Consider the following 13,317-nt stretch of genomic DNA (forward strand, 5'->3'; position numbering starts at 1 on the left):
GTCGTTCTTGCATCAGCACTGCCCAGAACGACTTGATCCCCTCCGTCCCCTTTTCAGTTACAGCGCCTCGCCGGCATCGGCCAGGCGCGATTCGATCAGCGCGTACCACTGCTGCAGGACGTCGATCAGCATGTCGAGCTCGGCATCGGTGCGCTGGGCACGCCCACTGCGCAGGCAGGCCTGGGCTTCCTGCAGCTGGGCGAGGAACCCGGCCACGGTATCGGCCTGCAGGATCAGCCCCGGCAAGCGCCGGCCGGGAATGCGTACCACCGCATGGTTGCCGAGCTGGCCGTACACACTCAGTGTGGTTTCCGTCTTCATGGAAAGAGGCAGGAATTGGGCATTCATCGCGTGCACCGTGGAAAACCTGAGCCGCCGGCAGGCGTGGACGACGGGGGAGACGTTGCCACGTCCTGCCGACGGTCAGGGGGGACTCGGAATGCCGGGGCCGTGCCCCGGCGCGGGATTCTCAGCGTGGTTGGGCCATTCCGGCGATCTGCACGCGCCGGTTCGGTGCCAGGCAGGCGATCAGCTCGCGGCGGCTGCGCTGCTCGCACTGCACGATCGGTTCGGCGGCACCGCGCCCTTCGGCGCTGATGGCGCTGGCAGGCACCCCACCCTGTACCAGGGCAGTGCGCACCGCCTCTGCGCGGCGCTGCGACAGCCGCTGGTTGTAACTGGCGCTGCCGATTCGATCGGTGTATCCGGTCACCCGGATCGACTGCACCTGCGCCGCTTCGCGCACCTGCGCCAGGATGCCCTGCACCGCATGCTGGCCTTCGGCACTGAGCACGGCGCTGTCGAACCCGAACAGCGCGTCGGCCGACAGCCGCAGCGGCTGTTCCGGCAATGGCGCGGGAGCCGGCGGCGGCGGCGGCGCCGGTGGCCGCGGCGGCTCCAGCACGGCCGCGCACGACTCCGGCTTCCAGTAGCCGGCCTGGGCGATGCCCTTGCTGTCGAAGCGCACCTGGAACTGGCAGGTGAAGTACTCCGCACCCTGCGCGGTGCGGAAGTTGAACAGGTAGTTCCACTCGCGCACGCCCCACATGCCCTCATTGAAATGCGGCGTCCCCAGCAGTGTGTACAACTGGCGCTTGCTCATGCCCGGGGCGAAGCGGCGCAGGTCGGCGACGTCGGGGTAGATGCCTTCCTTGAGCGAGGCCTTGGAGGCTTCCGGGAAGTGCACGGCGGTGGCTTCGGCCGGGCCCTCGGCGGCCGGCGCATGGCTGCGGCAGGCGGCCAGCAGTCCCACCGTCAGGACCAGGCCCAGCGTAGCGGCGAGCTGGCCGGCGTGGGCAATGCGATGCTGTTTCATGTCGTTCCCCCTGTAGACGTTTCCGCGATGCCGGGCCGCCTCTGCGGCCCGGCCGCGCTGATCACCACTGGATGCCGGCACCGACGGCCACACCGGCCTCGCCACGGCTGTTGGTGGAACCGCTGAACTTGTAGATCCAGCGGCCTCCTTCGGAGACACCGGAGATACCCAGCGCCACGCCCGACTCGCCGTTGTAGCTGCCGGCGGCGATCGAGGCCATGCTGCGGCCCGCCTCACTGGGCTGCGGCAGTGCCGCGGTGGCCATCGCCGAAGCGATACCGGCCGAGGCGCGGTTGTCGGTCTTGCGCAGGTCACGCTCGAAACCGCCCATGCGCTCGTCGGTGTAGGCCTTGGACCAGTCCAGGGTCTGCGCCATGCCCGACTTCAGCTGGTCGACATTGACCGCATCGGTGCCGGCAGTACCGGCCGCAACATTGCGCACCGTGGTCGGGCCGCTGCCGGTGCTGCCCAGGGTGACGCTGTTGTAGTTGGTGGCGCCGTTGACCGTGGTGTCGTAGCGGATGGTGCCCTGCTGCGAGGCCTGCAGCTGGCGCACGTTGACCGCGTCGGTGGCCTGCGAGCCGTCGGCCACGTTGACCACCTGGCGCTCGGCACCGGCGGCACCGACCGAGACCGTGTTGGCCCGGTTCGCCACCGAACCCGCACCCAGTGCCACCGAGTTGTCGGCCTGTGCCTGTGAACCGTTGCCCAGCGCCGTCGAATTGGCACCGGCAGCGGTCGAGCCTGCACCACCGGCGGCCGAGTTGGCACCGCTGGCGGACGGATCTGCCAGGTTGTTGGTGTTGTTGGCGCGGAAGCTGCCGGCCACGTTGGTGATGTTCTGGATCTTCTGGTCCGTGTAGGACTTGGACTGGTCGATGGCGTAGTTCACGCCGTTCTTCAGCTGGCCGACGTTGGTCGCATCGTGGTCATCGGAACCATCGGCAACGTGGGTGATCTTGCGTTCGCTGCCGGTGCTGCCGACTGACACTTCGCCGGCCGAGTTGCTGGCGCCGGTCTGCCCATACGCACCGGTGTAACCGCTCTGCGCGCCGACGCTGGCCACCGAACCGGCACCCAGCGCCACGCTGTTGCCGGCACTGCTGCTGGCACCGTTGCCGACCGCCACGCTGTTGGCACCCGCCGCACTGGCCTGCGGCCCGACCGCCACCGCTTCGGCACCGGCGGCGGTTGCAGCCGCCGCCGTCGAATTCACCGCCAGGTAGGCGCTGCCACCGCCTCCGTTGGTGATGCGCTGGTTGAGGATCTTCAGCGAGCCATCCACTGCGGTGAAGGCGGCGGTGACATTGTTGTAATCGCCGCTGGTGAAGCTGCCATCGGTAGCGATGCTGGAGATGCTGAACGTCGGCGCGGTCCACACGTTGGTGGCGCCGTTGTAGGCGGTGGTGCCGCCGAAGTAGTTGGCGATGGTGCTGTGGGTGCTGAACAGCTGGTCGCCGGTGACGGCATCGCTGCTGCCGGCCTGGATGCTGCCGGCGGCGACGTTGGTGATCTTCACCGCGCCGGTGCCGGTACCCGTGAGCGTCACGCTGTTGAGCACGTTGCCCGCGCCATCGACGTCGTACTTCACTGCCAGCTTGTCGATCTCGCCGGTCTGGTCGGCCACGTTGGCCAGCGAATTGCTGACCGCATCGAAGGCGGTGCCGACGTCGTTGTAGCTGCCCTTGGTGATCGTGCCGTTGGCGGCGATGTTGTTGATCGAGTAGGTCGGCGCAGTCAGCACGCCGCTGGCATTGACTGCGGCACCACCGCCGAGATGGGTGGCCACGGCCTGGTTGGCGGCAAACAGCTGGGCGCCGTTGATGGCTTCACTGCTGGCGGCACTCACCTGGCCCGGGCCGAGGTTGCGCAGCGTGGTGGCGGTGCCGCCCTGGCCCAGCGTGGCGCTGGCGTAGTTGACGCTGCCATCGCCGTTCAGGTCGTAACGCAGCGCGCCCTGCTCCGATGCCTGCAGCTGGCCGACGTTGACCGCATCGGTGGCGGCGGTACCAGCAGCCAGGTTGGTGACCTGGCGTTCGGCACCGGCGGCGCCGATCGAGACACTGTTGGCGCGGTCGGCCAGGCTGCCAGCGCCGACGGCGATACTGTTGGCGGCGGTCGCACGGGCGTTGGTGCCGACGGCAATCGAATCGGTGCCGCTGGCCAGCGCCTCGGTACCGGTCGAATTCACCCGCAGGTACTTGGTCCCGCCGTTGCGGATGTCGGTGATCTGCGTATTGAGGTTGACCAGCGAACCATCAACGGCCGCGAAGGCATCGGTGGCGTTTTCGTACAGGCCCTTGGCGATGGCCCCACTGGTGGAGATCGTGCTGATCTCGAACAGCGGCGCGGTGAAGGCGCCACTGGCCGGGTCGAAGGCCGCACGGCCACCGAAGAAGCTGGCGATGGCGGCGTTGGTACCTGCCAGCTGGCCGCCGTTGACCGCCTCCAGGCTGCCGGCGGTGATCGCGCCGCCCGCAAGGTTGCCGATGGTGGTGGTACCGGTGCCCGCGCCCAGCGTGACCCGGCGATAGTTCGGATTGCCGGTGCCGTCGAGATCGTAGGTCACTGCGACATCGGCCACGCCATTGATCAGGCTGATCGCGCCCTTCAGCTGGGCCACGTTGACCGCATCGGTGTTGATGCTGCCGGCCGCGACGTTGGTGATCTGACGCTCGCCGCCACCAGCGGTACCCACGGACACTTCGCCGGCCGAAACCTGCGGCGCGGTGAGGCCATAGGCGCTGTAGCTGGCCTGTGCACCGCGCAGTGCGGCCGAACGGTAGCCCAGTGCGACCGAATTGGCCTGGTTGGAGGTGGATTCGGCACCCAGCAGGGTCTGGCCGTTGGCGGTGCCCACGGCACTGTCGCCGACGACCACCGAGTGGCCCATGCGTGCCGCATAATCGGCCGTCGGCACACCGGTCGGATTGCTGGGGTCGTTGACCCCGTCACCCGGGAAGGCGACGTTGGCATCGACCTTCGGCAGCTCATGGCGTGCGTTGGCACCGATCACCACTTCCTTCGAACCGTTGGCGAACGCGCCGTCGCCCATCAGCACCTGATAGTCCTGCGCGGCATTGACCGCCCAGCACGAGATGTCGGCCAGTGCGATGTCCAGGCACTTTGCCGCCCACGCGGGCGAGTCCTTCGGCAGCAGCAGGCCGAGCAGGCCACCCGGGTTGCCGTTGTTGATGTTGTAGATGTAGCTGTCGGAGGTGACGCCACCAATCAGGGTCAGGTGCGAGCTGCCGCCGGTGGCGGCGCCACCCAGCCCGTTGAGGGTGCTGCCAACGGGCGACAGGTTGACCACCGGCAGGCCCAGCACGTTGACCGTCGAATAGGTCTGCATCACGTTGGCGTTGCTGAGCTTGAGGTTGCCGTTGCTCAGGTAGCCGTTGCCGCCAAACAGGCTGGTGGTGGTCGGACCGATCAGCTGGCCGACATTGCCGACCAGGCCACCGGTGCCGATGATCAGGCCCGCATTCGGATCGGCCGCCGCCGGCGCCTTCGGGCTGGTGGGCGGAATCGCCGAAGGTTTGGTCAGGCCGAGACCGCCCAGCGTGCCGCCGACCAAGCCCCCCACCGCACTGCCCAGATTGCCCAGGGTGCCGTTGAGGTTGCCATTGAGCAGGTTGCCCACGGCGCTGCCGACGGTACCGACGGTGCCACCGACCGCACCCACCGTGTTGTTCAGCGTGCCACCGACGGCATTACCTACGCTGCCGACGGTGCCATTGAGCGCGCCACCGACGGTGCTGCCAACTGCGCCGACCGCGCCGCCCACCGCGCCCACCGTACCGTTGAGCGCGCCGCCGACTGCACTGCCCACGCTGCCGACGGTGCCATTGAGGGCGCCACCGACGGTGCTGCCAACTGCGCCGACCGTGCCGCCCACCGCGCCCACCGCACCGTTGAGCGTGCCGCCGACTGCACTGCCCACGCTGCCGACGGTGCCATTGAGCGCTCCACCGACGGTGCTGCCGACCGCGCCGACCGTGCCGCCTACCGCGCTACCGACATTGCCGACAGCGCCTCCCACCGCCGCAACGGTGTTGTTGAGCGTGCCGCCCACGGCACTCCCGACATTGCCGACCGTGCCATTCAGTGCGCCACCCACTGCGTTCCCTGCAGAGCCGACCACGCCACCCAGCAGCCCGCCGACACCCAGCGCACTGTTCTGCGCCGCGACCGTCGCCTGGCCGGCGAGTTTCAGATTGCGATCGGCAACCACCTCCTGGCCGCCGGGTGCCTGCACGCGCACCTTGCCGGCCACGCCACTATCGAAGGCTGCGGTGATCGCTCGATCATGGGTTTCTCCCGGCAGCTCCTCCTTGGCGGGCAGCGTGACCGCGGCCGTCGCCCGGGCCTGGCCCTGCCCTTCGATCTGGTGACCGGCTACCTTCAGTTTTGAATCCAGCGCACCGTCCACCGAAGCCTTCACGCCCGACAGCGTTCCGGCCGACGCACCACTGATGCCGGCGCCAACCTTGGCACTCTTCTCGATCGCCGCGATCTGCTTGCCGGCAACGCCGACGTTGGCTTTCGCGCGCGCGTCCGCAGTCACGCCCAGCGGCGCCTGCGCGGCCGGTGCAACCTGCGCGGCCAGCGACGCATCCACCTGCGCGGCGCGGCTGGCGGAGTTGCCCAGGCCTACGCTGGCGCGCACATCGGCCGCAAGACCCGGCACCGCAACCTGGGTCGGTGCGCTGTTGGCCACCAGCTTCACCTGCACGGTGGCCGGCAACACGTTGCGCACCACCGGCAATGATGCCGTGCTCAGCTGCAGGCCGACGCGTGCATCGGCGCTCAGTGCGGGCGTGTTCTGCGCCTGTCGCGAGGCCGCGGCCAGGGCCACCTCTGCATCGACCTTGACCGGCATCGGCTGTGCGTACTTTGCCGCCAATGCCTGCAGGTCACGCAGTGATTGATTGGATTCGGCTGCCCCCGCGTGACCGCTTGCCAGCGCACACAGCAGGGCCAGTGCCAGAGTGGTCGGCATCAGCAAGAAGGCGCGCGGGTCCCGCGCGGCACTGCCACCGCTGTCGCCGGTGGCCAGTTCGGAGGCCACAACCAGAGCATTGAGTTGGCGGTTCCATACACGCCGGTAGATGCGATTCATGAGCACTTCCCCCGTTGGCGAACAACTGGAATGTCAGTGGACTTGCCGTTTGGCAGGTGACTGACATTTCAGCGTCCGCAGCGACGGTGGCGCACTTCATTCCGGCACGGCAATCGCGCATTCCGGCAAATCCACGGCCGGAATCGGCAGGCGGTTATGCAGAAGCGGCAACGATATCGGCAAACGGATGGGCAATTCCGGCAGAAACAGGCCTGGAGCCCTTGTGCTGCTTGGCTCAGGCGGGCTGACCGAGCTGCGCGGGCGCGCGCATCAGCGTATCCCTCGGCAGTTCGCCGAAAACCTTGCGGTAATTGTCGGCGAAGCGCGAGAGATCCCACAGACCGCAGCTGAGCGCGATGGCCTTGACCGAACGACGGCTGGAATCGGCCATCGACAGACTGCGGCAGGCAGCGCACAGGCGCAGCATGGAGAGATAGCGGTTGGGCGAGGTTCCGAACAGATCTTCGAAGGCGTAACGCAGGCCACGCTCACTGACCCCGGCCGCGTCGCATATTTCATTCATGTAGATATTGCGGCGCAGGTTGAGTCGCATGAAGTTCTCCGCCCGCTGCGCAATCAGATAATGCGTGCGGCGCGCCCGACTGCAGCCAGGCCGATCGGATGCTCCGGCCCCAAGCAGGGCCTGCACGTGTTCGTGCAGCAGGTGTTCGGTTTCCTCCGGCTGCAGGCTGCCGCCCTGCCCCAGCTGCACGTGCAACTGCTGATAATGGCGCGCCAGGGGCACTGCCTCGCTGGCAAGATTGAACAGTGAGAGCGCCTGGCCCGCCGGCGGCGTGCTGCGCAGGCTCAGTTCGGTCAGCTTGCGCTGCACCTTCGCAAGCGGCACCAGCATCAGCGTCATATGCGTGCCGGGGCTCAGCGTGAACTCGCTGATGCCTTCCGGCATCACGGTCAACGCCATGCCCGACGTGAGCGGCACGCCATGGCACCAGCTCAGGGTCTCATCGGTCGCGTGCAGGTATCCGAGCATCGCCCAGTCCGGCGGCAGCATGAAGCGGCCACGGCAATGGAAGCCGCAGCTGATGCTGCAGAACAGGGCCTCTTCATGTACCCGTGAAGCAAATGCCGCCCTCGGTCCATTGCCATCAAGCAGCAGCAGTTCGACATCGCAGACACGAAGTACGCCGCTCAGCGTCGCCAGATCGATTGATCGCAGGCCGCTGTCGTCGTTGTCTCCTACCCCACCATCGACCATGACAGTGTCGTCCCCGCGTTGATCCGCCACACGCTGCAGCCCCCACTGCCTGACAGGGCCACACCATTCCAGGAACTTCTGCCGTTGCCGGGAAGGCTGCGGTCAATGCCACGCAATCCAACCCGGAAAATACAGCTGCGTTGAAACGAGTATGCCCGATAATCCTCGCCGGTAAACCCGCAGTCTGAAATGAAGAAAATAGATACACAGGTGAAGAGAATGTCGTCGCCAGTGGCATGGTTTTCGCATGCCGCGAAAATGGAATCACATTATCTACACGTCGATGAACCGTTTTGCCCGGGAAATGATTTGCGTCACAGAATCCGCCTGAAGGTTTAAGGCTGGGGCATTTTCTGCCGAATTTGCATATAGGTTCCGGTTGCAGCCAACCGCCATTCAGGCAAAGTCGATAACACGGTGACAGACCATTCCAGAATGGTCGCGCCCGGGGGAGAAAATGACCATGTCCGCATTGCACGAGCTCTCGGCCACCGGCCTTTCGCCGCGCGGTCCTCGTTGCGCGCCCGGCATCCTCCCTGCGGCGATCACCCTGCTTGAGCACGGCGGGCAATCCCCGTCGTACCTCCCCCGCAAGGACGTGCGGGGGTCCACGGACGATCCCGGCGGAGCCGGGCCACCGCCCAACAGGTGTCCTGTAGAAGACAGGTAAAGGGAGACAATCGCCATGAACGCATCGATCCGTAAATTCCTGAAGGAAGAAGATGGCGTGACTGCGCTTGAGTATGGGTTGCTGGCCGCCGTGATCGCCGGTGTCCTGATCGTGGTCGGCAGAGCGCAGATCACCCTGTTCTTCACCACGCTGTTTACCCGCCTGCAGGCGATCGCTGCCGACGCCACCGGCGCAGCGACGTAATCCTGGCCCGCTGCGGCGATGCCCGCTGACCGCCCATCGCGCGACGGTCAAGCGGCCCGCCAGGCGGGCTGCGAACGAATCGGCCATGGGCAACGGAGTGTGTGATGACATTGCTGGGACTGCTGGCCATCGGCATATGTCTGCGCATCGCGATCAGTGATCTGTATGCGCGCCGGGTTCCCAATGCCTGGTTGCTGGCGGCCTGCGCGCTGGCGGTCCCGCTGTTGATCGCCGGGCAGTTCACAACACCGCGCCTGCCGTGGCTGTCCCACGTGTGCGGCGCAGCCCTCGGCCTGGTGGCCTTGCTGCCGTTCTATGCGGTGCGCTGGATGGGCGCGGGCGACGTGAAGTTCTTTGCGGTGCTGGGGCTGTTGCTGGGCATGCAGGCCCTGCTGCCAGTCTGGGTGGTCGCCAGCCTTGCCGCCGGGCTGCATGCCCTGGTGGTACTGATGTCGCGCCGCCTGGGTTCGATGCTGCCGATCGGCCTGCAACTGCAGGTCTCGCGGGCCAGCTCGCAATGGCAGGCACATCCTGCGCTTCGCGAAATGCAGTGTGCCCGACAGGGCCGTCGCGGCATCCCCTACGCAGCCTATCTGGCGATAGCCGCCATCGGCTGGATTCTGATCCGCGCCTACGGAGGTGTGTCATGAACGTCCGCAGCTCCCGCCTGCAACGGGGCGTGGCCAGCATCGAGTTCGCACTCATGCTGATGCTCGGCCTGCTTCCGCTGCTGCTGTTCACCTTTACCGGTGTAATGATCATGGCCGCGCAGCAGACACTGGCGACGGCGTCCGCCGAGGGAGCGCGTGCATCACTGCGCTACGGCACCACGGCCGAACGCCGCACCGCGGCCTGCGTGGCGGCACGCAATTCGATGCAGTGGCTGCTGCAGTTTTCCAGGCAGGACGTGAACTGCAGCGCCGGTGGCAGCAATGCCATCGTCGTCGCCGCACCTGCCCCCTGCACCGGGTTGGCCAGCGCCCAATGCATCACGGTGACCGTCAGTTACGACTATGCCAGCCACCCCTTCCTGCCCGGCACCGCCACCCTCTACGGGTGGGTGATGCGGGCGCCCATCCGCAGCGTCGCGGTCGCCCAGCTCGACCTCGGCAGCGGCACCTGACGCTCGGTAAAGGAGACGGTTCCATGCTCAAGTTGACCCGCATCGCCGCCGTCGCCCTGATCGGTTTGGCCGTGCTGCTGGCCGTGATCGCATTGATGATCGGACGCAAGCCCGATGCGCCGACCCATGTGGCACCGGTTGCCAGCGCGGATTCACAGGCAATCACGGTGGTTGAAGCGGTTGCGCGGCTGCCCGCCGGAGAGCCGATCACCGCCAATGGCCTGCGCCTGGCCCAACGCACTACGGCGGTCGCGGGCGCCGCCACCAGCATCGCTGCAGTGGTCGGCAAGGTGCCGGTGCAGGATATCGCTGAAGGCAGCCCGATCAGCACATCGGCCCTGGCCCAGGGCTTCTCGCTGCAGCTGCGGCCAGGGGAGCGCGCGCTGGCGGTACCGGTGGATGAACTGGTCGGCGCGGGAAATCGCATCCTGCCGGGTGATTTCGTCGATGTCTTCCTCAACCTGCGCACTGCCCAGCCCAGCGCCAGCGGCCCGGGAGACACCGCGCAGACCCGCCTGCTGTTGTCACGCCTGCGCGTGTTGAGCTATGGCCAGCAGGACATCGTGCCCGCGACCGCCGATAGCGTTACCAGCAGCAGTGGCGAACAGCGCAATGACCCGCGCGCGGCGGACATCACCGGCAGCAGCAGCAACGCCAGCGGTTCCAGCGGCGATGCCAACCAACCGGCCCGCAGCGCGGTGCTGGCGGTTCCGGTGGCCGACGCCAACCGGCTGCTGCTGGGTGCCCAGCAGGGCAAGCTGTTCCTGGCGCTGCGCAACCCTGCCGATACCGGCCTGCCCGATCTGGCGTTGTTCCCGCAGCCACGCGGCGTGATCGATCCGCTGCGCGGGCTGGATGCCGAACAGCAGCTGGCCCTGCAGCGGCCGGAAAACAACGCCTTCGCCGGCATCGATGGCGACGCACTGGCTGGCCGTGGCAATGCCCCGGCACGCACCAACCCGCAGGCACCGGTACGTGCACCTGCCGCACGCCACAGTGCACCGCGCGCCTCCGGCATCGAAATCATCCGTGGTGACAGTTCCGCACCCCGTGGCTCCCTCTGACCTGACCCGAGCGCATCCATGACCCGACGTCGCCCGTCTCCACGCCCCTCCCCTCGCCAGCGCTGGCTGGCCCTGATGCTGGTGCTGCTGGCACCGGCAACAAGCGTGGCGGCCGACGACCTGGTGCTGCAGGCACGCGAACAGCGGCCCTGGAGCCTGCCGGCCGATCTGGAACGGGTGGCCATTGCCGACCCCGGCGTGGCCGACATCGTGATGCTGCGCGGCCAACGCCAGGCCCTGCTGGTGGGCAAGGCACCCGGCACCACCACCCTGCTGCTGTGGCACCGCAAGCAGACCGAGCCGCAACGCGTGCAGGTGCGGGTGCAGAGCGCGGTGCAGGGCGCCGCCGGTACCGGCAGCGGCGGCCTTGTGTTCACCCAGCAGGACGGCCAGGGGCTGCTGCAGGGCAGCACCGACAGCGTGCTGTCGCACATGCAGGAACAGCAGACGGCCGCGATGGCGCTGGGCAAGGACGGCCAGCTTGCCGATGCATCGACGGTCAGCAGCGGTGGCGTGGTGCAGGTCGAGGTCAAGGTGGTCGAGTTCAACAAGACGGCCCTGAAGCAGATCGGCATCAGTTTCCAGAACCGCAACGGCGCCTTCGCCTACGGCATCGCCCGCCCCGGCGGTGGACTGCCGGGCAACAGCGGCCGGCTTCCGGGCGAAGTCAGCACGGGCGGCACCGGCGGCACGGGAAGCGATTCGGAATCGCCCATCTCCTCGGCGTTCCGGTTGGTGTTCGGCTCCACCAAGGGCCTGTGGAACGCCGATGTCGACCTGCTGCAGAGCAATGGCATGGCACGCGTGCTGGCCGAACCGACCCTGGTCGCACTGTCCGGGCAGAGCGCCAGCTTCCTGGCCGGCGGCGAACTGCCGATCCTGGAGCCGCAGGGCCTCGGCACCACCACCATCACCTACAAGCCCTTCGGCATCGGCCTCACCGTCACCCCCACCGTGCTGGCGCCCAACCGCATCGCGCTGAAGGTGGCACCGGAGGCGAGCGACCTGGACTACAGCAATTCGATCTCCCTCAACGGCGTGCAGATTCCCTCGATCACCACGCGCCGCGCCGACACCACGGTCGAACTGGGTGACGGCGAGAGCTTCGTCATCGGTGGCCTGGTCAGCTCCAACGTGGTGTCCAGCGTCAACAAGATTCCCTTGCTCGGTGACCTGCCGATCATCGGTTCGTTCTTCCGCAACTTCGACTACAAGCGACAGGACAAGGAGCTGGTGATCATCGTCACGCCCCGGCTGGTACAGCCGTTGGCGCGCAATACCGAACTGCCGTTGCCCGGCGAGCGAGAGGCCAAGCCGAACCTGCCCGAATGGGGTGCGTGGCTGCTGGGTCCGATCAGCCGCGATCCGGTGCCCGGCTTCTCGCGCTGATTCCATGATGCCTGCCAGACCACGACCATGCCCTACGCCACTGCCCAGCCGCTGCATCCCCAGGCCCCTCCCATGAATCTGGTCCTGTACGGCATGGATCGCGAGCTGTTGCCCCGGTTGGCGGCCAAACTGCCACCGACCACCGTGCTGCACTGGCAGGACAGCAGCCTTCCGACCTCCGCGCAGGACCTGCAGCGCGGGCCGCAGAGCCTGGTGCTGCTCGACTTCCGGCCCGAGCACGCCGACGCATCGAGCGCACTGGCGCAGCAGCTGCAGCAGACCCAACCGGACCTGGCGCTGGTGGCTGTCGGTGCGACGAGCGCTGGCCAGGTCGAAGGCGTGGTGCTTGCCCTGCGCGCCGGCCTGCGTGACGTGCTCGACCTGGACAGCGACAACGCCGGCATCGAAGCCGCGTTGCGCCGCGCCCTGTCGCCGCGGCCGGCCGCGGCCGCGCAACATGCGCACAAGGCACGCCTGATCGTATTGCTGGGCGTGCGTGCCGGGGTCGGCACCAGCACCCTGGCCGCTCACCTTTCCGTGCTGGCGCAGCAGACCCGTGCCCTGGCCCAGGGCGAAGCGCTGCAGCACGACGGCCTGCTGATGGAGCTGGCGCAGCCGTCCGGCGACCTCGCGCTGTACCTCAACCTCGACAGCCGCTTCCATTACGAAGATGCGTTGCGCAACGCCAGCCGGATCGACGCCACCCTTGCCCGCACCGCGATGGCCCGCCACGATTCCGGGCTGGTGCTGCTCGACCGGGCCAGCGGCAGCGACGCGGTGCCGCCGTCCGATCCCGGCGCGCTGCTGCAGCGCCTGCGTGGCGTGTTTGCCAGCGTGCTGTGCGATGCCGGTGGCTGCCCACTGCGCCAGCTGCCACCGCTGTTGCTGGACCAGGCCGACGAGATCTGGCTGGTCACCGATGCCTCGATCGCTACCCTGGTATCGCTCGACCACGCCCTGAAACACCTGTCCGGCCAGCGCGAGCGCGAGAAGCGCCTGCAGCTGGTGATCAACCGTCACGACGACAGCAGCGGCATGAGCCCGGAACAGATCGCGCGCCGCTTCGAGGTGCCGTTGCTGGCGACGCTGCCCGAACGTCCGCGCGTGCGCCTGGCCGCCAGCCAGGGCCACCTGCTGCTGCAGGATGCGCCGCGCGACCCCTATCTGCGTGCCCTCGCCCCGCTCGTCCCGCGCCTGGATCCGGCTGCCAGCCC

General features: G+C 67.6%; 10 protein-coding genes. 6 read left to right on the top strand and 4 right to left on the bottom strand.

What is annotated here, in order from left to right; translation table 11 throughout:
• Window positions 1-57: 57 nt before the first annotated feature.
• From ACMZPQ_RS18415 to ACMZPQ_RS18430, 4 genes are all read right to left on the bottom strand, one after another.
• Window positions 58-321, bottom strand: coding sequence for a DUF6959 family protein (locus ACMZPQ_RS18415; protein WP_006450485.1), 264 nt, complete (start codon window positions 319-321; stop codon window positions 58-60).
• 148 nt (window positions 322-469) lie between these two features.
• Window positions 470-1,315: an OmpA family protein gene (locus ACMZPQ_RS18420; protein WP_197581335.1), complete on the bottom strand. Its 846-nt coding sequence runs from the start codon at window positions 1,313-1,315 to the stop codon at window positions 470-472.
• 61 nt (window positions 1,316-1,376) lie between these two features.
• Complete coding sequence (locus tag ACMZPQ_RS18425) at window positions 1,377-6,437, bottom strand: YadA-like family protein (RefSeq protein WP_197581332.1); 5,061 nt, start codon at window positions 6,435-6,437, stop codon at window positions 1,377-1,379.
• A 235-nt stretch (window positions 6,438-6,672) separates the two neighbouring features.
• Window positions 6,673-7,653 carry a helix-turn-helix domain-containing protein gene (locus tag ACMZPQ_RS18430; RefSeq protein WP_197581330.1) on the bottom strand — a complete coding sequence of 327 codons (981 nt, stop codon included), beginning with the start codon at window positions 7,651-7,653 and terminating at the stop codon, window positions 6,673-6,675.
• Between the two features lie 685 nt (window positions 7,654-8,338).
• Here ACMZPQ_RS18430 and ACMZPQ_RS18435 point away from each other — a divergent pair.
• From ACMZPQ_RS18435 to ACMZPQ_RS18460, 6 genes are all read left to right on the top strand, one after another.
• A complete protein-coding gene (locus ACMZPQ_RS18435; protein ID WP_197581327.1) occupies window positions 8,339-8,527 on the top strand; it encodes a Flp family type IVb pilin in 189 nt (62 codons plus the stop codon).
• A gap of 104 nt (window positions 8,528-8,631) precedes the next feature.
• A complete protein-coding gene (locus ACMZPQ_RS18440; protein WP_197581324.1) occupies window positions 8,632-9,177 on the top strand; it encodes a prepilin peptidase in 546 nt (181 codons plus the stop codon).
• Window positions 9,174-9,650, top strand: a complete 477-nt coding sequence (locus ACMZPQ_RS18445; RefSeq protein WP_197581322.1) for a TadE/TadG family type IV pilus assembly protein — start codon at window positions 9,174-9,176, stop codon at window positions 9,648-9,650. The genes ACMZPQ_RS18440 and ACMZPQ_RS18445 overlap by 4 nt, the downstream gene beginning before the upstream one ends.
• 23 nt (window positions 9,651-9,673) lie before the next feature.
• Window positions 9,674-10,714, top strand: a complete 1,041-nt coding sequence (gene cpaB / locus ACMZPQ_RS18450) for a Flp pilus assembly protein CpaB (protein ID WP_197581319.1) — start codon at window positions 9,674-9,676, stop codon at window positions 10,712-10,714.
• 18 nt (window positions 10,715-10,732) lie between these two features.
• A complete protein-coding gene (locus ACMZPQ_RS18455; protein ID WP_197581316.1) occupies window positions 10,733-12,103 on the top strand; it encodes a type II and III secretion system protein family protein in 1,371 nt (456 codons plus the stop codon).
• Between the two features lie 27 nt (window positions 12,104-12,130).
• A partial coding sequence (locus ACMZPQ_RS18460) for a CpaE/TadZ family protein (RefSeq protein WP_495495852.1) occupies window positions 12,131-13,317 on the top strand: 1,187 nt, incomplete at its 3' end.

This window comes from Stenotrophomonas maltophilia (genome assembly GCF_047497515.2).
Lineage (GTDB): Bacteria > Pseudomonadota > Gammaproteobacteria > Xanthomonadales > Xanthomonadaceae > Stenotrophomonas.

Bases quoted from the DNA above. Each gene is read 5' to 3' on its own strand.
- ACMZPQ_RS18440 (WP_197581324.1), top strand. From the start codon at position 8,632: ATGACATTGCTGGGACTGCTGGCCATCGGCATATGTCTGCGCATCGCG.
- ACMZPQ_RS18445 (WP_197581322.1), top strand. From the start codon at position 9,174: ATGAACGTCCGCAGCTCCCGCCTGCAACGGGGCGTGGCCAGCATCGAG.
- ACMZPQ_RS18420 (WP_197581335.1), bottom strand. From the start codon at position 1,315: ATGAAACAGCATCGCATTGCCCACGCCGGCCAGCTCGCCGCTACGCTG.
- ACMZPQ_RS18435 (WP_197581327.1), top strand. From the start codon at position 8,339: ATGAACGCATCGATCCGTAAATTCCTGAAGGAAGAAGATGGCGTGACT.
- cpaB (WP_197581319.1), top strand. From the start codon at position 9,674: ATGCTCAAGTTGACCCGCATCGCCGCCGTCGCCCTGATCGGTTTGGCC.
- ACMZPQ_RS18430 (WP_197581330.1), bottom strand. From the start codon at position 7,653: ATGGTCGATGGTGGGGTAGGAGACAACGACGACAGCGGCCTGCGATCA.
- ACMZPQ_RS18455 (WP_197581316.1), top strand. From the start codon at position 10,733: ATGACCCGACGTCGCCCGTCTCCACGCCCCTCCCCTCGCCAGCGCTGG.
- ACMZPQ_RS18415 (WP_006450485.1), bottom strand. From the start codon at position 321: ATGAAGACGGAAACCACACTGAGTGTGTACGGCCAGCTCGGCAACCAT.
- ACMZPQ_RS18425 (WP_197581332.1), bottom strand. From the start codon at position 6,437: ATGAATCGCATCTACCGGCGTGTATGGAACCGCCAACTCAATGCTCTG.